Raw genomic sequence first — 23,995 nt, 5'->3', positions numbered from 1 at the left:
CGAGGCTACGAGACCGTCGAGGCCCGCACGACGAGTTCCGGCTGGAAGACGATGCGGCGCGGTGGAAGGTCCGGCTCCGTCGCCTCCTCGCGGAGGATGCGCAGCGCGGTCGCGCCGATCTCGTGCCGCGGTTGCCGGATGGAGGTCAACGGCACGACCGTGGCGCTCGCGAAGTCGATGTCGTCGAATCCGATGAGTGCGAGATCCTGCGGCACCCGCACGTCGCCTGACATCACGAGCGCCTGGAGCAGGCCCACGGCGACGAGATCGTTCGCGGCGAACACGGCCTCCGGTCGGTCGGAGCGCGCGACGATCTCCTCGCCCACCCGGCGCCCCTCCAACACCGTCAACCCGGACGTCGCCAGCACCTCCAGCGTCGCGCCGGGAGTCGAGGCGACGGCCCCCCGCGCCCCGGTCAGGCGGTCCTCGATCTGCCGGATCCCGACCGGGCCGCCGACGAATGCGAGACGGCGGCGCCCGGTGGCCAGCAGGTGCTCGATCGCGAGTCGGCCCCCCGCCTGGTCGTCGACCGAGACGGAGCTGACGCCGGCATCCCGACTCTCCCGGTCGACGAGCACGACGGGCGTCCCGCGGCGGCGCAGTTCGGCGAGGCGAGGCTCGATGTCACCGTAGGGGGAGATGAGGATGCCGTGCACCCGTTGCTCCTCGAACAGGTCGAGGTAGGAGCTCTCCCGGGCCGCGTCCTCGTCGGAGTTGCCGAGAATGACCGAGAGCCCGAGTTTCGCCGCCTCGTCTTCGGCCCCGCGGGCGACGTCGGTGAAGAACGGGTTGCGCACGTCGAGCACGACGAGCCCCACGCTCGAGCTGCGTCCGGCCCGCAACTGACGTGCGGCCTCATTGCGCACGTAGCCGAGCTCGGCGATCGCGGCACGGACGAGGCCAACCGTGGCCGGCGACACCCGCGGCGAGGCGTTGAGCACGTTGGAGACCGTGCCGACCGAGACGCCGGCGCGCTGGGCGACGTCGCGGATGCTGGCGACCATCAGGCGCCGAACCCGCGCGTACTCTCCCGCACGACCAGGTCGGGCGTGAAAGCGAGGTGGCGTTCGCCGCCGGTTCGCCCTTCGATCTCGTCGAACAGCAGGTCGACCGTCGACTCTCCGAATGTGCCGTGGCGTCCGCGAATCGTGCTGAGCGGGATCAGGGAGGCTTCGCCGTACTCGATGTCGTCATAGCCGATGAGCGCGAGGTCACGCGGAACGGCGACCCCGCCGCGCACCAGTTCCTGCAGGATGCCGAGCGCAAGCAGGTCGTTCGCGGCGAAGATGCCGTCGGGGCGCTGGGCCTCCGGGCGGGCGGCGATCTGGCGTCCCACGTCGCGGCCGCCACGGATCGTCCGGTCGCCCTGGTCGATGACCTCCAGGGTCGCACCTGAGAGCCCCCGGGTGACGACACTCGCTCCGGTGAGGCGATCGGACACCTGCTTGATGCCGATGGGGCCTCCGACGAAGGCGATGCGACGGCATCCCGTGTCGACCAGATGCTGGGTGGCGAGCCGACCCCCTTCGACATCGTCGAGCGAGATCGAGGCCTGATCGGGGGAGGCGGCGGCCTGGCCGACGAGCACGGACGGTGTGCCGCGCCGGCGGAGGTGGGCGAGGCGGTCCTCGATCGGCAGATGCGACGACACCAGCAGCCCGAGCACCTGGTTCTGCTCGAAGAAGCGCAGATACGCGTCCTCCCGCTCGCGACTGCGATGCGAGTTGGCGATGAACGCCGACACCCCGCGCTCGGCACTGCGCAACTCGACCGCCTCCGCGATCTCGGCGAAGTACGGGTTGCTCACGTCGGGCGCGACATAGGCGATGGCCGAGCTGCGGCCGAGGCGCAGCTGACGTCCGGCGTTGTTGGGCACGAACCCGAGGGATTCGATCGCCGCACGGATGCGTTCCGCCCGTTCGACCGACACCTTGTCGGGATGGTTGAGGTAGTGCGAGACCGTGCCCACGGCGACTCCCGCGAGCGCCGCGACCTCGCGGATGCCCACTCTCGTCATAGTGCAGAAACCTTAGCCGAGCTACGGTCAGGTCTGGGGGCCGAGCGGAGGTGGGACTTCTCGTCCCTGCAGCACCAGCTCGTCGGTCACGACCCGGATCGCATTGAGTGCCTTCGGGAATCCGCAGTACTGCACGACGTGGATGACCGTCTCGAGGATCTCCTCCGGGGAGCATCCGACGTTCAACGCCCCGCGAGTGTGGCCGCGCAGCTGCGGCTCCAGCCCGCCGATCGTGACGAGGGATGCGAGCGACAGCAGTTCGCGCTGCGCCAGGCTCAGCCCGGGTCGCGAATAGATGTCGCCGAAGTTGAACTCGACCCCGAAGCGGGCCAGATCCTGCGCGAGTCCGGTTTGCTGCTCGACGAGTCCGCGGCCTTTGCCGTCCCCGTAGACCTTGTCGAACCAGGCGGCGCCGTTCTCGAATCTGTCGCTCATGTCGGTGCTCCGTTCAGATCGAGTGTCCGCCGTCGAGCGGCAGCACGACCCCGGTGATGTTGACCGCCGCGGGCGACGCCAGGAAGAGCAGGGTCTCGGCGAGGTGCTGAGGATCGCCGAGCTGTCGCGTCGGAATCTGGTCCAGCAGCGCGTCACGGCGCTCCGGGGTGTCACGGTCGCGCCCCGGGGTCGCCTGTGCGCCGGGCGCGATCGCATTGACGGTGACGCCGTGCTCGGCGACCTCGATCGCGAGCGCCTTCGTGAGGCCGACGACTCCGGCTTTCGCGGTCGCGTAGGCGACGGCGTTGCGCACGAGTCGACCGCCCGACACCGCGGCGATCGAGGCGATGTTCAGGATGCGACCCTCACCTCGTCGGAGCATGCCCGGCAGCACGGCGCGCGTCACGTGGAACACCGAGTCGAGGTTGCGCGCCATCTGACTCTGCCACTGCTCGTCGGTCATCTCGTGGAAGGGCGCGACGATGCCGCCACCCGCCGCGTTGATGAGGATGTCGACGCCTCCGAGCTGCGCCTCCGCCTCGGCGACGGCGAGCTGGACGGCGTCGTGCACGGTGAGGTCGACCCCGATGGCGGCGGCGACCCGGCCGAGCTTGCGGACATCCGCGGCGACGGTCTCGGCACCGGCGGCGTCGAGGTCCAGGATGGCGACGTCGGCACCGGCGTCGGCGAAGGTGCGGGCGATGACCCGGCCGAGCGCCCCGGCGCCTCCCGTGAGCAGCAGACGTTTGCCGTCGAGCGAACTCATGACACGACTCCTCTGTCGATTTTGGAACGTTTCAACGTGGACTGTACCCGATCACGCACGCGTCCACGTCGCGGGGTCGAATTCGCTCACCGGCACGACACGACGTGGACCGGTCAAGACGACCGCCACGGTCTGCCCGGGATCGCCCGCGTCCCGCGCCACCGTGAGGTCGATCCGCCCCGGCTCGACCACACGCTGCAGGGCGGCGTCGGTGAAGGAGAACGATCGAGACGGCAAGCGGAATTCGAGCATCGCCGTCTCCCCCACGGCCAGAGCGATGCGGGCGAAGGCGACCAGCTCGCGGAGCGGCCGGGTGACCGACGCAACCGGATCATGGGCGTAGACCTGCACGAGCTCCACCCCGTCGCGCGTCCCGGTATTGCGGGCCTCGACCCGCAGCACGACGGCACCGTCGGTCGCGACCTCGGACGCGTCGAGAAGCGGGGCGCCGAGTTCGAACGTCGTGTACGACAGTCCGAAGCCGAACGGGTAGCGGGGCGTCGGATCGGCACTGCTCACGCCGGTGGGGCCATCGAGCCGAACGTGCCGGTAGCCCGAGGGCTGCGGCGCGTGGTCACCGGGCAGACCGACCGGCAGGCGCCCCGACGGGTTCACCCGGCCGGAGAGCACCCCGGCGATCGCCGCCGCACCCTCGGTCGCCGGGAAGAACGCCTGCACGATGCCTGCCGCACCGTCGGCGAGGTCGCGCAGCTCGTAGGGCCGACCGGTCACGAGCACGAGCACGGTGGGCGTGCCGGACGCGATCACCGCCTGCGCGAACTCGTGCTGCACACCCGGGAGCTTCAGGTCGACGGCGTCGCACCCCTCGCCCGAGGTCCCCGCGCCGAACATGCCGGCGCGGTCACCGAGTACCACGACCGCGACGTCGGCGGCGGCGGCGAGACGCACGGCGTCGGCGAATCCCGCCCGGTCGTCGCCGGTCGGTGCGCACCCGTCGGCATGGGTCACCGTCGCGTGCGGGTACTCGGCGCGGACGGCATCCAGCACCGTCGCCACGTCCAGACCGAGCGGCACGTCGGGGTGGCGGGTGAGCACGTGGTTCACGAAGGAGTAGCAGCCGAAGAGCGCGGGAACGTCGGCCGCGTTCGGGCCGAGCACGGCGATCCGCGCGGGCGCGGCGAGGGGCAGGATGCCGTCGTTCTCGAGGAGCACGATCGATGCCTCGGCGACCTCTCGCGCGAGGGCGCGGTGATCCGCACCGTCGAGCTCGATCGGACCCTCGTCAGGCATTCCCCCGCCGTCGAGCAACCCGAGTTCCGCCTTCTGGCGCAGCACCCGCCGCAGCGCGCGGTCGACGAGCGCCTCCGGAATCGCGCCGCTCTCGACGAGCGCGCGCAGCGGCTCCCGGTAGGCGGAGCCGGTCGGCAACTCGACATCGATCCCCGCCTCGAGCGCGAGCGCCGCCGCAGCGCCGAGGTCGTCCGCGACGCCGTGCATCGACTCCAGGAAGGCGATCGCGAAGTAGTCGGCGACGACCGTGCCGGTGAAGCCCCACCGCTCACGCAGCACCCCGGTGAGCAACGACGTGTCGGCTGCCGCCGGGACCCCGTCGAGGTCGGTGTAGGCGTTCATCACCGACCGCGCGCCGCCGCCGCGGATGGCGCGCTCGAACGGCGGGAGCACGACGTCCTCGAGTTCCCGTCGGCCCATCGCGACGGAGCCGTGGTTGCGCCCGGCACGCGAGGCGGAGTACCCGGCGAAGTGCTTGAGCGTCGCGACCCGGCCCTGCGATTCGAGACCGCGCACGTAGGCGCTGCCGAGTTCGCCGACCACGAGCGGATCTTCGGCCAGGCACTCCTCGACGCGCCCCCAGCGCAGGTCGCGCACGACGTCGAGAACGGGCGCGAGTCCCTGGTGCACGCCGAGCACCCGCAAATCCGCACCGATGCGAGCAGCCATGCGCTCGACGAGCGACGGATCGAACGTGGCCCCCCAGGCGAGCGGGGTCGGATAGGCGATCGCCTTCCACGCCAGCACGCCGGTCAGGCACTCTTCGTGGACGAGCGCGACGATTCCCCCGGGCGCGTTGTCCGCGAGCCAGCGCTGGCGCTCGACGAGGAGGTCGCGCGCCGCCTCGGGGTCGAGCGGTGTCGTGCCGTAGTGCCGCGTGAGCTGGCCCAGCCCGGCGGCGGCGAACTCCTCGAAATGGATGCCGTCGGAGACCAGGCGTTCCTGGAGCGGAGCTGCGTCGTCGGTGCGCTTCGCCCCCGCCCACAAGCCAGCGAGCTGGGCTAGCTTGGCCTCGAGCGGGAGGGTTCTGATGAGGGATTCGACGCGGTCGTCGGCATCGGCTCTTCGCGGTTGTGACGTTTCACTCATGTGCGCGGCGGCTCCCTCGTTCGTCTTGACAGTGCGGACGTCCATCATTACCATTCCCAAATTGAAACGTCTCAATCGAGGCGCCACCTTTCAAGGAGGAAATGTGTCCACAGCTACGTCCCGGCGCCTTCGGAAGCCGATCCTGAGCACCCTCGCCCTCGCGGGCGTCACGGCGCTCGCCCTGACCTCGTGCGCGGGCGGTGGTGGCAGTGAGGTCACCGCGTTCACGTTCACCAAGAACGCCGAGAACACGACCACCGAGCCCGTGCTTCAGGCGCTCATCGACGGCGAGTGCGCCGACGAGAACGAGGCGCTCCCGCTCGAGGTCAACTCGATGCCGCAGGCCGACCTCGACTCGCAGATGCAGCTGCTCGCCAGCCAGGACGCCCTCCCGGTGATGTTCTCCGCCGGCGGCAACCCGGCTGAGGGCGCGAAGCTCGCCGGAACCGGCGCCCTGGTCGACTTCGAGGCCAAGTTCACCGAGCTCGGCGTGCGCGACAGCATCTCCGACGGTGCGGTCTCGACGATCGAGAAGCTCTACGGTGGCGACTTCAGCTTCCTGCCGTACCAGTACAACATCGAGGGCATCTTCTACAACACGGCTCTCTTCGAGGAGAACGGCTGGGAGGTTCCGACCACCTGGACCGAACTGACCGACCTCGCCGCCGAGGTGCAGGCCGCGGGCAAGACCCCGTTCGCCGCGTCCGGTGAGCAGGGCTGGCCGCTGACGCGTCTGGTCTCGGGCTACCTGTTCCGCTCGCTCGGTGCCGACGCCCTGCAGAAGGTCGCCGACGGCGAGGCCAAGCTGACCGACCCCGAGTACGTCGAGGCCGCTGCGGCCATCGCCGACCTCGGTGCCGCCGGCTACTTCGGCGCGAACGTCACGAGCCTCGACTACGACGCCGCGACGAACGAGTTCCTCACCGGCAACGCGGCCATGATCTACATGGGTTCGTGGCTGCTGGGCAACATCAACGGCGAGGGCAACGCGATCGGTGCCGACAACGTCGGCTTCTTCCCGTTCCCCGAGGTCGAGGGTGGCGCCGGCAGCATCGACGACTACCCGGCCAACGTCGGCGTCCCGGCGACCTTCGCCGCGTCGTCCGCGGATGACCCGGGCGTCGAAGCTTGGCTGACCTGCATCGCGGAGAACTACGGCAACGCCGCCCTCGAGCAGGGTCAGATCACCGGCTTCGTCGCCACCGAGGACTTCGACCTGCCCGCGATCTCGCAGGAGATCGCCGACACCATCGGCTCGAGCACCTCGTCGGTGCTCTGGTTCGAGGCCCTGTTCAACGCCGAGGCGAGCCAGATCTCGTCGGTCAACGCGGCGCTGCTGGTTACCGGCCAGCTCACCCCCGAGGAGTTCATGACGCTCGTTCAGGACGCTCTGGACCAGTAGGCTCCGACCCCGGCGCGGTCCCTGCGGACCGCGCCGGGGATACCCTCGCTCATCTGTCGATGCCGCGAGACGCATCACACCGGAAGGCAGTTCTCCCTCATGCGCTCAGTCCTCGCCGATCGCAAGACGATCTTCATCCTGCTGGGGCCGGCGCTCCTGATCTACACGCTGATCATGGTCGGACCCGTCCTCGTCTCCTTCGGGCTGACCTTCTTCGAGGGCACGGCGCTCTACGGCTTCGATTTCGCCGGCTTGTCCAACTACCTCGAACTCGCCACCGATCAGCAGGTGCGCGACGCGCTGTTCTTCACTCTCAAGTACGCGCTTCTCACGACGATCCTCCAGGTCGTCCTCGGCTACGGCCTCGCGCTCATCTACCAGTTCATGCTCAAGCGCTCGAGCGTGTTCATCCGCACGCTCGTGTTCTTCCCCGTCGTGCTCCCGACGGTCGCCGTCGGCATTCTGTACTCGAAGCTGTTCCAGTCGGCGCCGGTCGACGGCCTCGCCAACGAACTGCTCGTCAACGTCGGGCTCGGGGGCATCGACTGGCTCGGCGCCGGCGACACGGCATTCGTCGTCATCGTGATCATGGACGTCTGGCGCAGCATCGGCTTCTACGCCGTGCTGATCTTCTCCGGCCTGCTCGACATTCCCGAGGACATCATCGAGTCGGCCCGCATCGACGGCGCCCGCGGCGTCTCGCTCTTCCGGCACATCGTGTTGCCGTCGACGCTCCCGATCCTGTTCGCGTCCTTCATCTTCAGCATCAACGGAACCGTCAAAGTCTTCGACTCCGTGTTCGCGCTGACGAACGGAGGGCCGGGTACCTCGACCACGCCGCTCACGCTGTACATGTACCGCACGGCCTTCCAGTACAGCGACTACGGCTACGGCTCGACGATCGCTCTGCTGCTGACGATCATCTGCCTGATCATCACCCTCTTCATCTTCCGCTCGTCGCGCAGCGACAACACGCGCTAGGAGCCCGACCATGACTCAGACCGTCGCCATCTCATCCGTCCGACCCGTGGCACGCCGTCGCAGCCCCCTCGCGAAGGCCGCCCGCCGCGTCCCGACGATCCTCGTGATCATCGCGCTCGTCCTCGTGATGGGCTACCCGCTGGTCTGGATGTTCCTGAACTCCCTCAAGACCAACAGCGACTTCCTCAACAACCCGTCGTACTCGCTGCCCGAAGTGTGGGCGTGGGAGAACTACGCGGATGCCTGGGAGACCGGAAACCTCGCGGTCACGATCTCGAACTCGCTCTTGGCGGTCGTGCCCTCGGTGCTCATCATCGCGCTGCTCGGCACGGCCGCGGGCTTCGCCCTGGAGGTCATGATCTGGAAGGGCCGCAACACGGTGCTGCTGGTCTTTCTCGCGGGCATCATGATTCCCGGCCAGATGATCCTTCTGCCGCTGTTCACCGCGTTCTTCAACCTCCGGATCACGGGGTCGCTGCTGCCGCTGATCCTGATCTACGTCGGACTCGGCCTGCCCCTCACCGTCTTCATGATGGCGACGTACTTCCGGGCGATCCCGCGCGAGGTCTTCGAGGCGTCGACGCTCGACGGCGCCTCGATGCTGCGGTCGTTCTTCTCGATCGGGCTGCCCATGGTGCGCAACGCGATCTTCACGGTCGCGATCGTGCAGTTCTTCCTGCTCTGGAACGACCTGCTGTTCGCTCTCGTCTTCGCCGGGCAACGACGGCTCAACACGATCCAGATCGGCCTGCTCAACTTCTCGGGCGAGTTCGGCGCGATCAACTACGGCCCGCTCTTCGCCGCGATCTGCATCACGACTGCCGGCATCCTCGTGCTCTACCTGTTCCTCAACCAGCGCATCATGAACGGTCTCGCCGCCGGAGCCGTCAAGGGCTGACGCCCGCCGCCGGCTACTCGGGGCGGTACTGGTCGCGCCAGAGCCGCGTGGCGGTCCAGCCGAGGTCGCGGGCGGCCTTGGCCGACGACACGAGCGCGTCGGTCGGGCCGAGGTCGTCGGAGACGGGCACTCCCGGGAACCACCGGGCGGCGAGTTCGGGCGACGGAACGTCGACGCCGCTGTCGGGCGCGGCGATCGCATAGACCTCGAAGCCGGGTTTCGCGTGAGCGAGGGCGGCAGCCACCGCATCCGCGCCGTCGCGGACGTCGACGTAGCTGCCGAGCAGATCCCGGCGGTAGGTCGGATCGCTCGCGCGCGCGAAGGTGCCCCACTCACCCTCCCCGACGACGTTGGTGTAGCGCAGAGCGGTGATCGACAGTTCGGGATCCCACCCGACGAGCTGACCGAACATCGCCTCCTCGACGACCTTGCCGAGTCCATAGGTGGTGAACGCGGCCGTGTGAGTCTCATCGACCGGCAGCGACGGCGGCGCGACCTCGAAGGGGAAGCCCATGGCGGTGATGCTCGACGCCACGACGACGGTGCGAATGCCGGCGCGGTGGGCGGCGAAGGCGACGTTGAAGGTCGCGGTGACGTTGTTGTGGAACGTCGTCGCGTCGGGCACGATCCCGTTGACCGGGACGGCCGCGAGGTGGACCACCGCGTCGAGGCCGCTGTGGCGGGCCGTCACGCCCAGCATCGTGTCGAGAACCTGCCCGTAGTCCTGGAGGTCGACCCGGGTGAATCCGGCGCCGGGGGTGCCGACGAGGTCGATGCCGAGCACGTCGTGCCCGTCGACGCGCAGGCGTTCGGTGGTCGCCCGGCCGAGCTTGCCGGAGCTGCCGGTGATCAGAATGCGCATGGGTCAATCCTCCAGGGGTCGGGACGGGACGGGGTGCCCCTCGGCGTCCGACGGTTCGGCGTGCAGGTGGCCGGACAGGCCGCCCTGGTGTCCGGTTTCGACGAAGAAGCCGGCCACGTCGGGGTGCACGGCGAGGATGTCGTGCACCGTGCCGGCGGGCACGAGCACGATGTCACCGGCCCGCACGACGACTTCGGCTCCCTCGAGCAGGATCGTGGCGGCACCGCTGCGGATGAGCCAGAGCTCGTCGTCGGTGTGCAGGTGCCGGTCGAACCGGGCACCGTCCGCGAGGGCGAATCGTCCGGCCGCGTACGGCGACCCGGTCTTCGGATCCACCCAGGTCCCGGGCTCGAATAGCGGCATGCCGACCTCCCCGTCTCACGCCGCCCCGCGGCTCGGTCCAGTTTAGATTGAAACGTGTCAAGTTGCGATTCGGGTTTGCCTGGATGTGCGCTACTCTCGATGTTTGAAACGTGTCAATGACGATCTCCTGAGGTACTACCTGTGACGGCCACCGCCTCCGCCCCGCGCATCGAGCGCCACCGCGAACCCGTCGGCATCGGCGAGTCCGCGCCGCGGCTGTCGTGGACGACCGACGCCGACCCGCAGTGGATGCAGGCCGGCTACGACCTGAGCATCGACCGCGGCGGCTCGACCGTCGAGTACACCATCGACGGAGCCGAGCAGATCCTCGTGCCCTGGCCCGCCGCCCCGCTGGCCTCCCGTGAGCGTGCGGTCGTGCGTGTCCGCGTGCGCGGAGCCGACGGCACCGTCGGACCCTGGAGCGAACCGACGACCGTCGAAGCCGGGCTGCTCGACCCCGCCGATTGGGTCGCCGTTCCGGTCGGCGGCGCCTGGCCCGAGGATGCCGAGAGCGACGACCGACGCCCCGCACGCGTGCGGCGCGAGTTCGCCGTGCGCGACGGCCTCGTGCGCGCCCGCCTGTATGCCACCGCGCACGGGCTGTACGAAGCCGAGATCAACGGCGTGCGGGTCGGCGACGACACCCTCTCGCCGGGCTGGACGGTCTACCCGAAGCGCCTGCGCTACTACACCTACGACGTCACCGCGCACCTGACGACGGGAGCCAACGCGATCGGCGCGTGGCTCGGCGACGGCTGGTACCGCGGTCGGCTCGGCTGGCGGGCGGGTTTCCGCAACCTCTACGGCACCGACCTCTCCTTCCTCGGTCAGCTCGAGCTGGAGTACGCCGACGGCACCCGTGAGACGGTCGCGACCGACGCCGCGTGGACCGCCGCGACCGGCCCGATCGTGCGCACGGGCAACTACGACGGTGAGGACTTCGACGCCCGCGACGAGCAGGCCGGCTGGTCGCGCCCGGGCTTCGATGACACCGGGTGGACTCCCGTCGCCCTCGCCGAACGAGACCCCGCGACCCTCGTCGCCCCGACCGGCCCGCCGGTGCGCTGCATCGAGGAGCTGCGCGCGGTGGCCGTCCTGCGCGGCCCGAGCGGGTCGTACATCCTCGATTTCGGCCAGAACCTCGTCGGACGCCTGCGCCTCCGGGTCTCCGGCGCCGCGGGCGACACGGTGACGATCCGCACCGCCGAGGTCATGCAGGAGGGCGAGATCTACACCCGTCCTCTGCGCGGAGCCCGGTCCACCGACACCTATATCCTCGCGGGCACCGGTGTCGAGGAGTGGGAGCCGCGGTTCACCTTCCACGGCTTCCGCTACGCCGAGATCAGCGGATGGCCGGGAGACGTGGATGCCGCGGTCGCCGCCGGCGACCTCGTCGCGCGGGTGTACCACACCGACATGGAGCGCGCGGGGTGGTTCGAGTCGTCGGACGCGTCGGTGAACCAGCTGCACGAGAACGTGCTCTGGGGGATGAAGGGCAACTTCGTCGACATCCCGACCGACTGCCCGCAGCGCGACGAGCGCGTCGGCTGGACCGGCGACCTCCAGGTGTTCGCGCCCACGGCCTCCTTCCTCTACGACGTCTCGGGGATGCTCGCCGGCTGGCTCGAAGACGTCGCGCTCGAGCAGCTGCCCGACGGCACGGTTCCCTGGTACGTGCCGGTCATCCCCGCCTACGAGATGTGGACGCCGATCCGTCCCGGGGCCGCCTGGGGAGACGCGGCGGCCTTCACCCCGTGGACCCTCTACGAGCGCTTCGGCGACCGCGGCGTGCTGGCGGCGCAGTTCGAGAGCGCCCGCCGCTGGGTCGACCTGCAGGAACGCCTCTCCGGCCCCGACCGCCTCTGGAACGAGGGCTTCCAGCTCGGCGACTGGCTCGACCCGGACGCTCCGCCGCAGGACCCCGCCGACGCCAAGACCGACCGCTACCTGGTCGCGACCGGGTACGCCGCCGCCTCGGCCCGCAAGGTGGCCCAGATGGCGGAGGTGCTCGGGCTGACCGCCGAGGCCGCGCACTACGGCAAGCTCGCGGACGAGATCCGGGAGGCCTTCGCCGCCGAGTACGTGCTGCCCGACGGGCGGATGACCTCCGACGCGCAGACCGCGTACGCGCTCGCGATCACGTTCGATCTGATCGCCGACGACCGTCTGCGCGCGGCGGCCGGACGCCGCCTCGCCGAACTCGTCGCCGAGGCGGGTAACCGCATCTCGACGGGTTTCGTGGGCACGCCGCTCGTCTCGGACGCGCTCACCCTGACCGGCGGGCAGTCGACCGCGTACGACCTGTTGCTCGAGCGCGAATGCCCGTCCTGGCTGTACCAGGTCGATATGGGCGCGACGACGATCTGGGAGCGCTGGGATGCGATGCTGCCCGACGGCACCGTCAACCCCGGCACGATGACCTCGTTCAACCACTACGCGCTCGGCGCGGTCGCCGACTGGCTGCACCGCGTGGTCGCCGGCCTCGCCCCCGCGGCTCCCGGCTACCGGCGGATTCGCTTCGCGCCGCGCCCGGGCGGCGGTCTCACGCACGCGTCGGCGCGGCACCGTTCGCCGTACGGCGACGTGGCGATCGCCTGGCGGATCGAGGGCGACGAGTTCGTCGTCGAGACCACGGTGCCGATCGGAACGACGGCCACCCTCGAACTCCTCGGCCGGGAGTCGGAGGCGCAGGGTCCGGGCACGCACACGGTTCGCACGCCGCTCGCGGGTCTCGTCGCGATCTAGACGGTCACGTAGGACAGCGCGGGCACGGCGACCGTCCGGCCGTCGCGGAACGCCACCCGCGTGTCCCGCGCGGCGAGGTTGGCGACGAGCACGGTGTCGACACCGTCGCGCCGCCCCGCGGCGACCCACACGTCGGGCGGCAGGATGCCGTCGGCCGCGAGCAGCTCCGACCCGGAGAGTGCGGCGAGGGCCTCGATCGCCGCGGCGACGGGAAACGGCGTGCCGTCGGCATCCCGCACGCCACGCGGCCCCCAGGTCTCGAAGTAGGCGATCGACGCGACCCCGTCGACGGCGAGGGCCGCGGCACTCGCCACCGTCCAGGCGGCGAGCGCGGGCGATACCTGCCGGGGGTCGTCGGCGTCCGGGGCCACGAGGTAGCCGATGCCCGGCTCGGCGGCCGGCAGCGGACGGGACGCGAACGTGAGGTAGCGCGGACGCAGCGTCACCGGCCCGACGTGCACCGGGCGGCCGTCGGCGAACTGCACCGCGGCCCGGGCGACGAGACGCTGCATCGCGATCGACTCGACCAGCTGCGCTCGGTCCCGGGTGTGGGCTCCGGGCGTCAGCGCGAAGGCGAGACCACCCGCCGACGGCAGGTCGGCTCGGCGACGGTTGATCTCGGTGAAGTGACTCCGCGCGCCCCCGACCAGCTCGACCGGCAGGGCGGCCGACGCCGAGACCAGCGCCGCCCAGTGCCCCGGTTCGGTGACCTGCGTGCCTGTCGCCGTGGCGCCGAGCCGCACGACCCGACGGCCGGCGAGGGCCGCGACCGGCTCGGCGAGCGCCTCCGGCTCGCGGCAGAACAGGCGCACGTCGGCATCGGCCCCTGCCGCCTCCGCGGCATCGAGTCCGCGAGCGAGCGCCTGACGCCAGCCGGGCGCGTCGGCGTCGATCTCGACGAGCTGCACGGGCACCCGGGTCGTGGCCGCCGGCGCGCCACCCGGTGAGGTCGACGCGGCGAGCGCGATGGCCGGGAACGGCCGCCCCGTCGGCACGAGGGCGATCGGCCCGGGAAAGGGATCCGCGGCGGGTTCGCCCCGGCCGTCGACGACGAACGAGATCGCCTGCGCCACCCGCGAGCCCGGGGCCAGCGCGACCGGGACGGGACGGCTCAGCGGCGTGCCGTAGGTCTTGAACGAGGCGTCGGTCCAGTTGCGGTGGTCCTCCATCTCGAAGACCTCGCCGTCGAACTCCGCCCGCACCGCGAGTCCGCCGACCGGCCAGGAGAGCGCGGCGATGTCCCTCGCGGGCTGGTGCGGCGCGATCTCCCTCGGGAAGACCGTCGCCGTGGCGGTGCCGTCGGGATGGTCCACTCGCAGCGGGAGTCCGGCGACGCCCGGCGGGTGCAGCAGCACGAGACCGACGCGCGCCCGCTCCCAGGCGTCGGCGCTCGTTGCCTCGAGCCGCACGTCGAGGCGATCAGCTCCGGCGGTCACCGCCACGGTCACGGCCCAGCGCGCGCCGAGCCCCTCGTAGCGCGCCTCCACCCGCAGATCCCCCGACGCCGAAACCGCGGCGAGCGGCACGGTCGACCAGTCCCGGTCGCGCGCCGCGAACCGGATCGACCGCGCGAGCAGCACCCCGTCGCACCGGATGTCGGCGAGCTCGTCGCCGCGCAGCTCCAGGCTCCACCGCCCCGAGCCCCAGACGACGGGGGCGGGCTCGGCGACCCCCCAGGCCGCGTCGGCCAGCTCGGAGGCGATGGACATCCGGTCAGAACTCCGAGGCGACCGGACGGTCCTCGAGGTAGGCGATCATCTGCAGCACGAGGTAGTTCCAGTTCTGGAAGTTCCTGGTCATGATGGGTTCGCCGCTGTCGGGGTGGTAGTACTCGTGCAGGCAGCCGTTCTGCTCGAGGTCCTGGCCGAACAGCAGCACCGTCTTCTCGGCGAGCTCGCGGGCGTCCTCATGGAAGCCGTACTTCTGCAAGCCCCGGAACACGAGGTAGTTGCTGATCCCCCAGATCGGTCCGAGCCAGTTCGACGGATTGTTCGACGCGCGCAGGTCGTACATCTTCTCGAGCCGCGACAGCGTGCGCACCCCGTAGGTCGCGTTGAACGTGCGGGCGTCGCGATACCGCTCGACCATCCGCGCCGCCTGCTCCTGGGAGGCGAAGCCCGCCCACATCGGCAAGAAACTCGACCAGTTGTCGATCCTCAGCACCAGCGACGACCAATGCCGCGGGGCGCCGGAGTGCAACCAGTCGGCGTCGTCGATCGGGTTCAGCAGCAGGTCGGCGCTGTAGAACGTGCCGTCGCGTTCGTCCCAACAGTGCGCGACGACGGCATCCGCCAGATCCTGCGCCCGGCGCCGCCAGCGGTTCGCCGCCTTCACGTCGTCCAGCTTCTCGAGCACGTCGCCGTAGGCGAGCAGCTCACGATAGAGCAGCGCGTTGAGGTAGATGGATGCCGTGCTGCCGGCCGGTCGCCCGAACACCGAGGGGTCGTTGTCCACGCCGACGGCGAAGTCGGTCTGCCAGTAGGCCAGACCGGTCTCGGCGTGGAGATGGACCGACAGGTACCGGTCGAGGAAGGCCTCGAGTTTCGGCAGGTGCGGGCGCAGCCACTCGGCGTCGCCGGCCCGCCGGGCCAGCAGCGCGGCGTGCTGCACGATGACCGGCTTGTGCATGTTCTGGCGCAGGCCGTACTCCTCGTCGGAGAAGTCGCCGTGACGCAGGTAGCCGTCCGGGTGCATCTGCACCGGCATCTGCCCGTCGTCGGAGGTGTGCTCGAGGAAGTTGAGCACCGCCCCCTGCTCGTACGTCGTGAACCGCCCGGTCTCGGTCTCGGCCTCGACCTGGGCGAGCGCGACGCTCGTCAGCCAGGAGTCCCAGTCCCACAGATGCACCGAGTAGTAGGGCGAGTCGGGGCTCGACGGAACGATGTAGGGGTGGGTGATGTGGCCCGCGGGCTCGCGGGTCATCTCCGGAGCGGTGCGCAGGATGTACGCGCGCAGCATCGGGATGTAGCGGTCGATCGACATCGTCGTCTCCTCCTCCGGCTCAGCGCTCGACGTGCTCGAGGTGGAGCATCCGCGCGAGGTTCCGGTCGAGCTCCTCGTCGCGGAAGACCTTCTTCCAGTCGTCCTTGATGATCATCTCGCGTCCGTAGTCCATCGCGATGAGGCAGGCGTCGCTGAACGGGTTGTCGCCCTTGAGGGTGTTGGCGAGCGCGACCTGCGTGTGTCCCAAGAGGATCGACCGAGCCGCCGGTTCGGGGATGCCCATCGTGTTCACGGCCTCGTCGAGCGACTCCTTGAGCAGCGCGCCGATCATGCAGGCGATCGTCTCGACGAGCGTCGGCTCGAGCTGGGCGAGCTGCTTGATGGTGACCCAGTGCACGTCGATCACCGGGGCGAAGATCGCCCGCACGGTCGCCTCGAGCTGGGCCTGCTTCACCGGGTCGTCGGACTCGATCGCGGCGATCGCGTCCTGCGGGGCCGCGATGCCGCCGAAGGTGTCGGCATACTCCTCGGGCGTGTGGCGCTCGAGGAACACCGACGGGTGGCACGGGTGGGTCACGCCGCGGATGACGTCGGCGCGATCGGTGAGCAGCCCCGCGTAGGCGGCGGCGGGGTCGAGCGTGAGCGCGATCGAGCCCGGCTTCTGCAGGGGCACCAGCTCGGCGGTGACCGCCTTGAGCGCGAGATCGGGCACCGCGTACACGACGACGTCGGCGTCGGCGACCGCGGCGGGTCCCGCGGTCAGCGTGCGGCCTGCCGCCGAGACGCGCTCCTGCCCGGCGGGCGAGGTCTCGGCGTAGTAGACGGTGTGCGCGGTCTTCACGAGGTTGTTGGAGACGCGCATCCCCATCTTCCCGCCGGCGCCGATCACGGCGATGGTGAGGGTGTCGGTGAGGTGTGCCTCGGTCATGCGTGCTCCTTGAGATATCGGATGTTGCGGGAGGTCCACTCGTCCTCGATCGCGACGGTCGCGGCGAGGTCGCCCTGCCAGGGCACCCAGTGCTCGACGATGCGGCTGATGCCGCGGCCGGCCGGGTCCACGGTGCGGACGAGATGGTCGTAGTCGAGGAGCCCCTCGCCGAGCGGCGCTCCGGCGAGCTCGAAGCCCACCCACCCGGCCTGGCGGGCGAAGGCGAAGTCCTTGACATGGATGTTGACGACGTAGGGGGCGCAGCGCTCGACGACGTCACGGGGGTGCTCGAGCGCCGCGACGCCGTTCGCCGGGTCGAGGCAGATCCCCAGGCTCGGGCTCCCGATCGCCTCGATCAGCCCGACGAGGTCGGTCGACGGGATCTGCTCGTAGGTCTCCAGCGCGAGGGCGACGCCGGCGCCCTCGAATTCCGGCAGAGAGGCGCGCAGCATCCGCTCCGCCTCGGCGAGCGTCGGGCGCGAATCGGGCGCGAACAGCATCGAGCGCACGACGGATGCCTCGAGCGCGCCGGCGAGGTCGAGGTAGGTCGAGAGGTGGGCGGGCTGCACCCCGCGGGTGCCGAGTTCGAGGGCGAGGCCGAGGTCGGCGGCGAGGACGCGCAGATCCCGCACCTTCGCGGCGCTCAGGCCGTGCAGCGGGGCGTAGTCGCAGATCTGGAAGACCTCCGCGCCGAGGCGCGAGCTGCGACGGAGCATCTCGGGAAGGTCGATCGGCTCGCCCGGCGAACCGTCGGGGAGGGTCGCCTGGTGGCGCCAGAAGAAGGCGTAGGTGCCGAGGCCGATCATCCCGCCGCCGCCTTCCGCGTGGTCGCGAGTGCGGCGGCCTCGTCGAGCACCGCGGTGAGCGCCGCGGGGTCGTGCGCGAAGCGGCCCAGGAACAGCCCGTCGACGTCATCGCCGAGCCGGGTCAGCAGCCCCGGTCCGGCCGAGCCGCCGTAGATCACCGCGCTGCCCGCGCGCGCGGGGTCGGCGGCGAGGTCGGCACGCAGCGCCGCGCACACCGCGCGGATGTGCGCGTCGGGCGCCGGCTCGGCCGCACCGATCGCCCAGACCGGTTCATAGGCGAGCACGACCCGGCCTCGCGGCGCGGCGTCGAGAGTCGCTCGCACCTGCGCACGTGTCGCGGCGATCGCGGCCTCGGCGTCCCCCCGAGCGGTCTCGCCCACGCACAGCACCGGGGTGATGCGGTGCTTCAGGGCGACCGCCGTCTTGGCCGCGACGACGGCGTCGTCCTCGGCGAACAGGCGACGACGCTCGGCGTGGCCGATCTCGGCGACGCGCACCCCGACCTCGGCGAGTTCGGCCGCGCTCACCTCGCCGGTGAACGGTCCCGGCTCGGTGGCGGCGACATCCTGGGCCCCGATCAGCACCGCGGTGCCCGCCGCCACCTCGAGGGCCGGCAGCACCGCCAGGTAGCCCGGGATGAGGAACACGCCGACGTCACCCGACCGCACGCCCGCGTGTGCGGCCGCGAGGCCGACGGCACGCCGGATCCAGTCGAGCGCCTCGCGATGACCGAAGTACATCTTGAGGCTCACGCCGACGAGCACGGTCATCGGATCAGCAGCTTCCGGTGGTCTCGTACTGGCCGATGACGGCGACCTTCTCGGCCGAGGCGCTCGTGGTGTCGAATTCGTAGCCGAGCCACTCGCGCACGTTGCGTCGGGCGAGTTCGATGCCGACCACCCGTTGCCCCATGCAGAGCACCTGGGCGTCGTTGGAGAGCACGGCACGTTCGACCGAGAACGAGTCGTGGGCGGTGACGGCGCGGATACCGGGCACCTTGTTCGCCGCGATCGCGACGCCGAGCCCGGTGCCGCAGATCAGCAGCGCGCGGTCGGCCTCACCGGCGGCGACGAGTTCGGCGGCCCCGATCGCCACCTTCGGGTAGGCGGTGTGGCCGTCGGCATCCACCCCCACATCGACGACCGAGGCGACGAGGGGGTGGGCCTCGAGGTCCTTCTTGAGGATCTCCTTGTACTCGTAGCCGGCGTCATCGCAGCCGATGACGATCCGCCAGGGGGCGCTCATGCTTCTCCTCGGGTGAGTGTCTTCCCGACCGCGGTCGCGATCAGGGCGAACGAGTGGGCGCCGGCATCCGGAGTGCCGAGGCTCTTCTCGGCGTGCGGGCGGGCGCGACCCATTCGCGGGAGCAGGTCGGCGGTCGCGGCGGCGGCTCCGGTGGCGATCTCGGCGGCGGCGTTCCACGCGACGTCGAGCGGCTGCCCGACGGCGACCGAGGCGGCGAGCGTCTCGGCGAACGGGACGATCGCATCCACCATGGTCTTGTCACCCACCTCGGCCTTGCCGAACTTCTGGATGCCGGCGAGCGCGGCGGTCACCCCGGCGCTCACCCTCACGGCGGTGGGAGCGGCGTCGTCGCCGAGGGCCGTGCCGAGCGCTCGCAGCATGACGCCCCAGAGGGCGCCGCTGGTGCCCCCGGCCTTGTCCGACCAGGCGTCGGCGGCGCGGATCAGCAGGGTGCCCGCCCCGGCACCGCGGGAGAGGGCCTCGCGGGCCTCCGCCACGGCCGCGGTCGCGCCGCGCTGCATTCCGATGCCGTGGTCCCCGTCGCCCGCGACCGCGTCGATCCGGCCCAGGTCGTCGGCATTCGCATCGATGACGGCGGCCGTCGCCTCGAGCGCGCCGAGCACGGAACCGGCGGCCTTCTGGGACGCGGGAGCGGCCGCGGGGATCTCGTCGATCACCGTCTCGGCCGGGGTGTACTCGCCCGCCGAGACGGCCACGACCCCGTTCTTGCGGAACGCGGGGGTGTCGCACGGCGCGAGCCACAGCCGCTCGAGCTCGTCGTCGACCCAGAACAGGGTGAGCGAAGCCCCGGCCATATCGAACGACGTGCAGAACTCGCCGACCTGCGGGTCGACCACCTCGACACCCGCCGCGTCGAGGTAGCGGGCGATAGAGCCGTAGACGACGAACAGCTCCTCGTACTTGACCGAGCCGAGCCCGTTGAGGAGGGGCACGACCCGCCGACCGACGGCGGTGGCGTAGCCGTCGGGGAGGTCGCCGAGGAGCGTCTCGACCATCAGTCGGGCAAGCCCGTCGGCCGTCGGGATGTCGGTCTCGCCGATCCCGGGCTCGCCGTGGATGCCGAGGCCGATCGCCATCCGTCCCGACGGCACCTCGAACAGCGGGTGGCTCGCGCCGGGGAGGGTGCACCCCGAGAACGCGACCCCGAAGCTGCGGGTGCGCTCATTGGCGAGGCGAGCGAGCCGCTCGACCTCGTCGAGGTCGCTGCCCGCGTCGGCCGCCGCTCCCGCGATCTTGAAAACCGTGAGGTCGCCGGCGATGCCCCGCCGCTTGTGCTTCTCGGCCCGGGACGCGCTCGCCACATCATCGGTCACGACGACCGTGCGGCAGTCGACTCCCTCGCCGCGCAGTTGCTCCTGCGCGGCGTCGAAGTTGAGCACGTCGCCCGCGTAGTTGCCGTAGGTGAGCAGCACGCCGCCACCCGCGTCCGCCGCGCGGGACACCCCGTGCACCTGCTGGGTCGACGGGGAGGCGAACAGGTTGCCCATCGCGGCGCCCGCGGCCAGGCCGGGTCCGACGAGTCCGCCGAACGCCGGGTAGTGCCCCGACCCGCCGCCGATCACGACCGCGACGCGGCCCGGGGCGGAGCGTTCGGCCCGAACGACCCCGCCGGGAGCGGGCCGCACGTGGCGGCGATTCGCGGCGACGAAGCCGTCGATCATCTCGGCCGCGAACGCGATCGGATCGTTGAAGAGGCGCGTCATCGCGAGATCCCTTTCGTCCGATTGCACAACCGGTTGACCAATTTAGCGCATGAGCGGGCGCGTTCGCTACGGTGATGCCATGCCCGCCTTCCCCGACGACACCGGGGACCTCGCGCGCCGTCTCGTGCGAGTGCCCGAGGGCAGCCCGGCCGCCGTGGTGGCCGCCCGCCTGCTGGACCTCATCACGAGCGGGGAGCTCGCCGCGGGCACCCGGCTCCCCCCGGAACGCCAACTCGCCACGACGCTCGAGGTCGGCCGCTCGGCGGTGCGCGAGGCGCTCACCGCCCTCGAGGTGCTCGGCGTCGTCGACGTGCGGCCCGGATCCGGCACCTACCTGCGCGGCAGCCTGAGCGAACTGCTGCCGCAGACCCTGTCGTGGGGGATGCTCATCGGGCGCCGCAGCACCACGGAGCTGATCGAGGTGCGCGGCGCCCTCGAGATCTACTCCGCCCGGCTCGCCGCCGAGCGCATGCCCGAGGACGCCGTCGCCCGCCTCGGGGCCCACCTCGCCCGGATGCGGGCCTCCGCCGACGATCCGCCGGCGTTCGTCGACGCCGACCTCGCCTTCCACCACGAGCTCGCGGCGAGCGTCGACAACACCGTGCTGCTCGACCTGCTGCAGATCATCCGCTCGCTGCTGCGGGTGTGGGCCGATCGCGCCGTCGAGGACCCGACGGAGATCTCCCGCGCGGTCGAGGAGCACGCCGCCGTGCACGACGCGATCGCTGCGCGAGACGGCGACCGCGCAGCCTCGGCGATGGCGGCCCACATGCTCACCGCCGGCCGGCGCCTCGCCGCGACGGTGGCCGCCGACACCGCCTGAGCGCGCTCCCTCGCCGGACTTGACGCGGACTTCTCCCTCTCGTAACGTCAGGGTTGAATCGATTCATCTCCCAGGCCCGCCCTGGCCTCGACAAGGACGTCCCATGACCGACTTCGCCACCATCTCCGACCGGCTCGCCGCCCAGGCGATCGAACTGCCCTCGTGGGCGTTCGGCAACTCGGGCACCCGCTTCCGGGTCTTCACGACGCCCGGCGTGCCGCGGAACCCGTTCGAGAAGGTCTCCGACGCCGCACAGGTGCACCGGTACACCGCCCTGGCGCCGAGCGTCGCCCTGCACATCCCGTGGGACAAGGTCGACAGCTACGACGACCTCGCCAAGCACGCCGAGGACGTGGGTGTTCGCCTGGGGACCATCAACTCGAACACCTTCCAGGACGAGGACTACAAGTTCGGCTCGGTCACCCACCGCGACGACCGCATCCGTCAGAAGGCGATCGACCACCACTTCGAGTGCATCGAGATCATGCACCAGACCGGATCCCGCGATCTCAAGATCTGGCTCGCCGACGGCACCAACTACCCCGGGCAGGACGACCTGCGGGCGCGCCAGGACCGCCTCGCCGACTCGCTCGAGCAGATCTACGCGCGGCTCGGCGACGACCAGCGGATGGTGCTGGAGTACAAGTTCTTCGAGCCGGCGTTCTACCACATGGACGTTCCGGACTGGGGAACGTCCTACGCCCAGGTGGCCGCGCTCGGGCCGAAGGCGATGGTCTGCCTCGACACCGGCCACCACGCCCCCGGCACCAACATCGAGTTCATCGTCATGCAGTTGCTGCGCCTCGGGAAGCTCGGCTCGTTCGACTTCAACTCGCGGTTCTACGCCGACGACGACCTCATCGTCGGTGCGGCCGACCCGTTCCAGCTGTTCCGCATCCTCGTCGAGGTCGTGCGCGGCGACGGCTACGCCAACCCCGACGTCGCGTTCATGCTCGACCAGTGCCACAACATCGAGAACAAGATCCCCGGGCAGATCCGCTCGGTGCTCAACGTGCAGGAGATGACCGCGCGCGCGCTGCTCGTCGACCGCGCCGCTCTCGACGCGGCGCAGGCGTCGGGCGACGTGCTCGCCGCCAACGCGGTGCTGATGGATGCCTTCTACACCGATGTGCGCGCCGACCTGGCCGCCTGGCGGGCTTCCCGGGGCCTGCCGGAGGATCCGATGGCGGCCTACGCGGCGAGCGGCTACTTCGAGACGATCACCGGCGACCGCGTCGGCGGCACCCAGGCGGGCTGGGGCGCCTGACCGTGGCCCGGGTCTGCTTCCAGCTGCAGGTGGTTCCGGCCCTGATCGACGAGTACGTCGAGAAGCACGAAGCGGTCTGGCCCGAGATGCTCCAAGCGATCGCGGATGCCGGTCGGCGGAACTACTCGCTGTTCCTGCGCGACGACGGGATGCTGATCGGGTACTACGAGACCGACGACGACGCGGCCTCCGCCGCGGCGTTGGCGGCCGACCCGCGCACGGCGGCCTGGGAGGCCGAGGCGGCGCACTTCTTCGTGTCCCTGGAGGGGGCACGGCCGGATCAGGGAGCGCCGACCCTGCGCGAGGTCTTCCACCTCGAGGACCAGCTCGCCGACCTCGGGTAACCATTGGCTAGGACAACAACCAACCCGAGCGAGCTTTGCGATCGCAATGCTAGATCGGCCGCTGCTCGAACGGGAGCCCCGCCCGATTAGAACTCTCGACCGACCAGTCCTCCCACTTCGGTATCGAGAATCGTTCTGATCACGCCTGCGATAAACCAGTCCTCACTCGCAACGCCTTCAGGGATGTCGTTGCTGTTAATCGTGCAGATGTACTGCCCCCCGGTCTCCTCGACCATCTGCTGGGCGAAGAGCAGAGCTCCGGCGCGCTGGCGCGGGTCAACACCGTCGAAGACCGACGAGTCGTGCACGAGGAAATCGGGGTGATGCGCCGTTGAAACCCCTTCTTCAAGCATCGTCAGGTCGAAACAGAACAAGGTCATCCGATCGACGCCTGTGCTTCCTGATCCGGTGACTTTCAGCGTGAACTGGTACCCGCTGTCGTCTACTGTCACCGACAGAGCGGCGTCCTTCGCGTAGAGGCTCTTCATCTTGGCGGTGAATCGATCGCCAACCTGATCCAGCTTGGCGCGCGTGAGAGCGAGGTCCTGAGTCGCTTCTTGTCGCTTCGTCGCCCGCTCGAGCTTTAGCTCTTCCTTGCGACTTACGAGTTCTCGCGCTTGCTCGATCTGGAGGTCGACTGCTGCGGCGCGCGCGTGGACCGCGGCAAGCTCGCTCCGCATTGCATTGAGTTCCTCGAAGGCTCCACCGGCTTCCAGCGTCCTCAACGCGCCGTCTCGGCGAGCGTCTAGCTCGTCAAGTTCTCGGGCTCGCGCCGCGAGCACGGTGTCAAGCGCATCGATTTCCCTTTGCAAGAAGGTTCGTCGGTTCCGGATAAGGGCGGCGTGAAAACTCTCGACCTCCTGAAGTCGCACCACGAAACCATCTGCCAAGATCAGTCCCGCAGCACCCGCCAGATCGGAGACCACCTGAGCGGAATCAAGCGATGCGTCGCCGGGCTCCGCGAGTGAATCACTGTAGAGATCTCTCAAACGCCGATCAACGAGCGCAGCATCTCGGAGCGATGCGATCCGTGCAGTCAGCCGATCTGCTCGCGCAACCAACTCATTGGGGTCGTCTAGAACACGGAAGCCGGAGATCCGTTGAGC

General features: G+C 70.3%; 22 protein-coding genes. 7 read left to right on the top strand and 15 right to left on the bottom strand.

Annotation, left to right across the window (positions count from 1 at the left end; genetic code table 11):
* Positions 1-5 precede the first annotated feature (5 nt).
* From ACILQS_RS05560 to ACILQS_RS05540, 5 genes are read right to left on the bottom strand one after another with little or no spacing between them, the layout of a single operon-like run.
* Entirely contained in the window at positions 6-1,004 is a 999-nt protein-coding gene (locus ACILQS_RS05560) for a LacI family DNA-binding transcriptional regulator (protein WP_395639118.1), read from the bottom strand.
* Complete coding sequence (locus ACILQS_RS05555; protein ID WP_395639117.1) at positions 1,004-2,017, bottom strand: LacI family DNA-binding transcriptional regulator; 1,014 nt, start codon at positions 2,015-2,017, stop codon at positions 1,004-1,006. The genes ACILQS_RS05560 and ACILQS_RS05555 overlap by 1 nt, the downstream gene beginning before the upstream one ends.
* Before the next feature lie 27 nt (positions 2,018-2,044).
* Positions 2,045-2,452, bottom strand: a complete 408-nt coding sequence (locus ACILQS_RS05550) for a carboxymuconolactone decarboxylase family protein (RefSeq protein ID WP_395639116.1) — start codon at positions 2,450-2,452, stop codon at positions 2,045-2,047.
* A 13-nt stretch (positions 2,453-2,465) separates the two neighbouring features.
* Positions 2,466-3,218 (bottom strand): SDR family NAD(P)-dependent oxidoreductase, encoded by a 753-nt coding sequence (locus tag ACILQS_RS05545; RefSeq protein WP_395639115.1) that lies wholly within the window; start codon positions 3,216-3,218, stop codon positions 2,466-2,468.
* Between the two features lie 51 nt (positions 3,219-3,269).
* Positions 3,270-5,603, bottom strand: coding sequence for a beta-glucosidase (locus ACILQS_RS05540; RefSeq protein WP_395639114.1), 2,334 nt, complete (start codon positions 5,601-5,603; stop codon positions 3,270-3,272).
* A 58-nt stretch (positions 5,604-5,661) separates the two neighbouring features.
* Between ACILQS_RS05540 and ACILQS_RS05535 the strand changes: the two genes are divergently transcribed.
* The 3 genes from ACILQS_RS05535 (at position 5,662) to ACILQS_RS05525 (ending at position 8,839) form a co-directional block, all read left to right on the top strand.
* Complete coding sequence (locus tag ACILQS_RS05535; protein ID WP_395639113.1) at positions 5,662-6,960, top strand: ABC transporter substrate-binding protein; 1,299 nt, start codon at positions 5,662-5,664, stop codon at positions 6,958-6,960.
* A gap of 99 nt (positions 6,961-7,059) precedes the next feature.
* Positions 7,060-7,941, top strand: a complete 882-nt coding sequence (locus ACILQS_RS05530; RefSeq protein WP_395639112.1) for a carbohydrate ABC transporter permease — start codon at positions 7,060-7,062, stop codon at positions 7,939-7,941.
* Between the two features lie 10 nt (positions 7,942-7,951).
* Positions 7,952-8,839 (top strand): carbohydrate ABC transporter permease, encoded by an 888-nt coding sequence (locus ACILQS_RS05525; protein ID WP_395639111.1) that lies wholly within the window; start codon positions 7,952-7,954, stop codon positions 8,837-8,839.
* A gap of 13 nt (positions 8,840-8,852) precedes the next feature.
* Here ACILQS_RS05525 and ACILQS_RS05520 read toward each other — a convergent pair whose 3' ends face one another.
* Positions 8,853-9,701, bottom strand: a complete 849-nt coding sequence (locus tag ACILQS_RS05520) for an NAD-dependent epimerase/dehydratase family protein (RefSeq protein ID WP_395639110.1) — start codon at positions 9,699-9,701, stop codon at positions 8,853-8,855.
* Between the two features lie 3 nt (positions 9,702-9,704).
* The gene (locus ACILQS_RS05515; RefSeq protein ID WP_395639109.1) at positions 9,705-10,064 is read right to left on the bottom strand and encodes a cupin domain-containing protein; all 360 of its coding nucleotides are present in this window, start codon (positions 10,062-10,064) and stop codon (positions 9,705-9,707) included.
* A 141-nt stretch (positions 10,065-10,205) separates the two neighbouring features.
* On the opposite strand from ACILQS_RS05515, the gene ACILQS_RS05510 reads away from it, so the two are divergent.
* Positions 10,206-12,809, top strand: a complete 2,604-nt coding sequence (locus ACILQS_RS05510; RefSeq protein WP_395639108.1) for a family 78 glycoside hydrolase catalytic domain — start codon at positions 10,206-10,208, stop codon at positions 12,807-12,809.
* On the opposite strand, the gene ACILQS_RS05505 is transcribed toward ACILQS_RS05510, so the two are convergent.
* Genes ACILQS_RS05505 through ACILQS_RS05475 form a run of 7 tightly spaced genes read right to left on the bottom strand, consistent with a single transcriptional unit; the run spans position 12,806 to position 20,455 of the window.
* Entirely contained in the window at positions 12,806-14,518 is a 1,713-nt protein-coding gene (locus ACILQS_RS05505; protein ID WP_395639107.1) for a hypothetical protein, read from the bottom strand. The genes ACILQS_RS05510 and ACILQS_RS05505 overlap by 4 nt on opposite strands.
* Positions 14,519-14,522: 4 nt before the next feature.
* Positions 14,523-15,791, bottom strand: coding sequence for an MGH1-like glycoside hydrolase domain-containing protein (locus tag ACILQS_RS05500; RefSeq protein WP_395639106.1), 1,269 nt, complete (start codon positions 15,789-15,791; stop codon positions 14,523-14,525).
* 19 nt (positions 15,792-15,810) lie between these two features.
* Positions 15,811-16,680 (bottom strand): phosphogluconate dehydrogenase C-terminal domain-containing protein, encoded by an 870-nt coding sequence (locus ACILQS_RS05495; protein WP_395639105.1) that lies wholly within the window; start codon positions 16,678-16,680, stop codon positions 15,811-15,813.
* Entirely contained in the window at positions 16,677-17,486 is an 810-nt protein-coding gene (locus tag ACILQS_RS05490) for a sugar phosphate isomerase/epimerase family protein (RefSeq protein ID WP_395639104.1), read from the bottom strand. Before ACILQS_RS05490 ends, ACILQS_RS05495 begins: the two co-directional genes overlap by 4 nt.
* Positions 17,483-18,256, bottom strand: a complete 774-nt coding sequence (locus ACILQS_RS05485; RefSeq protein WP_395639103.1) for a triose-phosphate isomerase family protein — start codon at positions 18,254-18,256, stop codon at positions 17,483-17,485. Before ACILQS_RS05485 ends, ACILQS_RS05490 begins: the two co-directional genes overlap by 4 nt.
* Positions 18,257-18,260: 4 nt before the next feature.
* Entirely contained in the window at positions 18,261-18,731 is a 471-nt protein-coding gene (locus tag ACILQS_RS05480; protein ID WP_395639102.1) for a ribose-5-phosphate isomerase, read from the bottom strand.
* Positions 18,728-20,455: a dihydroxyacetone kinase family protein gene (locus ACILQS_RS05475; RefSeq protein WP_395639101.1), complete on the bottom strand. Its 1,728-nt coding sequence runs from the start codon at positions 20,453-20,455 to the stop codon at positions 18,728-18,730. The genes ACILQS_RS05480 and ACILQS_RS05475 overlap by 4 nt, the downstream gene beginning before the upstream one ends.
* A gap of 79 nt (positions 20,456-20,534) precedes the next feature.
* Here ACILQS_RS05475 and ACILQS_RS05470 point away from each other — a divergent pair, with 79 nt between their 5' ends.
* The 3 genes from ACILQS_RS05470 (at position 20,535) to ACILQS_RS05460 (ending at position 22,889) form a co-directional block, all read left to right on the top strand.
* Complete coding sequence (locus ACILQS_RS05470; protein ID WP_395639100.1) at positions 20,535-21,278, top strand: FadR/GntR family transcriptional regulator; 744 nt, start codon at positions 20,535-20,537, stop codon at positions 21,276-21,278.
* 103 nt (positions 21,279-21,381) lie between these two features.
* Positions 21,382-22,545, top strand: coding sequence for an L-rhamnose isomerase (rhaI, locus tag ACILQS_RS05465; protein WP_395639099.1), 1,164 nt, complete (start codon positions 21,382-21,384; stop codon positions 22,543-22,545).
* A gap of 2 nt (positions 22,546-22,547) precedes the next feature.
* The gene (locus tag ACILQS_RS05460; protein ID WP_395639098.1) at positions 22,548-22,889 is read left to right on the top strand and encodes an L-rhamnose mutarotase; all 342 of its coding nucleotides are present in this window, start codon (positions 22,548-22,550) and stop codon (positions 22,887-22,889) included.
* Between the two features lie 86 nt (positions 22,890-22,975).
* On the opposite strand, the gene ACILQS_RS05455 is transcribed toward ACILQS_RS05460, so the two are convergent.
* Positions 22,976-23,995 (bottom strand): DUF2326 domain-containing protein (locus tag ACILQS_RS05455; RefSeq protein WP_395639097.1); only part of this gene is annotated, 1,020 nt, incomplete at its 5' end.

The organism is Pseudolysinimonas sp., assembly GCF_044239695.1.
Classification (GTDB): Bacteria; Actinomycetota; Actinomycetes; order Actinomycetales; family Microbacteriaceae; genus Pseudolysinimonas_A.
The sequence above is the reverse complement of the archived record's forward strand: the minus strand, read 5'-3'. Positions and strand labels throughout refer to the sequence as shown.

What these genes read in the sequence shown, in the direction of transcription:
- ACILQS_RS05515 (WP_395639109.1), bottom strand. Translation starts at nt 10,064, where the DNA reads ATGCCGCTATTCGAGCCCGGGACCTGGGTGGATCCGAAGACCGGGTCG.
- ACILQS_RS05490 (WP_395639104.1), bottom strand. Translation starts at nt 17,486, where the DNA reads ATGATCGGCCTCGGCACCTACGCCTTCTTCTGGCGCCACCAGGCGACC.
- ACILQS_RS05520 (WP_395639110.1), bottom strand. Translation starts at nt 9,701, where the DNA reads ATGCGCATTCTGATCACCGGCAGCTCCGGCAAGCTCGGCCGGGCGACC.
- ACILQS_RS05470 (WP_395639100.1), top strand. Translation starts at nt 20,535, where the DNA reads ATGCCCGCCTTCCCCGACGACACCGGGGACCTCGCGCGCCGTCTCGTG.
- ACILQS_RS05540 (WP_395639114.1), bottom strand. Translation starts at nt 5,603, where the DNA reads ATGGACGTCCGCACTGTCAAGACGAACGAGGGAGCCGCCGCGCACATG.
- ACILQS_RS05550 (WP_395639116.1), bottom strand. Translation starts at nt 2,452, where the DNA reads ATGAGCGACAGATTCGAGAACGGCGCCGCCTGGTTCGACAAGGTCTAC.
- ACILQS_RS05545 (WP_395639115.1), bottom strand. Translation starts at nt 3,218, where the DNA reads ATGAGTTCGCTCGACGGCAAACGTCTGCTGCTCACGGGAGGCGCCGGG.
- ACILQS_RS05475 (WP_395639101.1), bottom strand. Translation starts at nt 20,455, where the DNA reads ATGACGCGCCTCTTCAACGATCCGATCGCGTTCGCGGCCGAGATGATC.
- ACILQS_RS05560 (WP_395639118.1), bottom strand. Translation starts at nt 1,004, where the DNA reads ATGGTCGCCAGCATCCGCGACGTCGCCCAGCGCGCCGGCGTCTCGGTC.
- ACILQS_RS05500 (WP_395639106.1), bottom strand. Translation starts at nt 15,791, where the DNA reads ATGTCGATCGACCGCTACATCCCGATGCTGCGCGCGTACATCCTGCGC.
- rhaI (WP_395639099.1), top strand. Translation starts at nt 21,382, where the DNA reads ATGACCGACTTCGCCACCATCTCCGACCGGCTCGCCGCCCAGGCGATC.
- ACILQS_RS05530 (WP_395639112.1), top strand. Translation starts at nt 7,060, where the DNA reads ATGCGCTCAGTCCTCGCCGATCGCAAGACGATCTTCATCCTGCTGGGG.
- ACILQS_RS05505 (WP_395639107.1), bottom strand. Translation starts at nt 14,518, where the DNA reads ATGTCCATCGCCTCCGAGCTGGCCGACGCGGCCTGGGGGGTCGCCGAG.
- ACILQS_RS05480 (WP_395639102.1), bottom strand. Translation starts at nt 18,731, where the DNA reads ATGAGCGCCCCCTGGCGGATCGTCATCGGCTGCGATGACGCCGGCTAC.
- ACILQS_RS05485 (WP_395639103.1), bottom strand. Translation starts at nt 18,256, where the DNA reads ATGACCGTGCTCGTCGGCGTGAGCCTCAAGATGTACTTCGGTCATCGC.
- ACILQS_RS05525 (WP_395639111.1), top strand. Translation starts at nt 7,952, where the DNA reads ATGACTCAGACCGTCGCCATCTCATCCGTCCGACCCGTGGCACGCCGT.
- ACILQS_RS05495 (WP_395639105.1), bottom strand. Translation starts at nt 16,680, where the DNA reads ATGACCGAGGCACACCTCACCGACACCCTCACCATCGCCGTGATCGGC.
- ACILQS_RS05555 (WP_395639117.1), bottom strand. Translation starts at nt 2,017, where the DNA reads ATGACGAGAGTGGGCATCCGCGAGGTCGCGGCGCTCGCGGGAGTCGCC.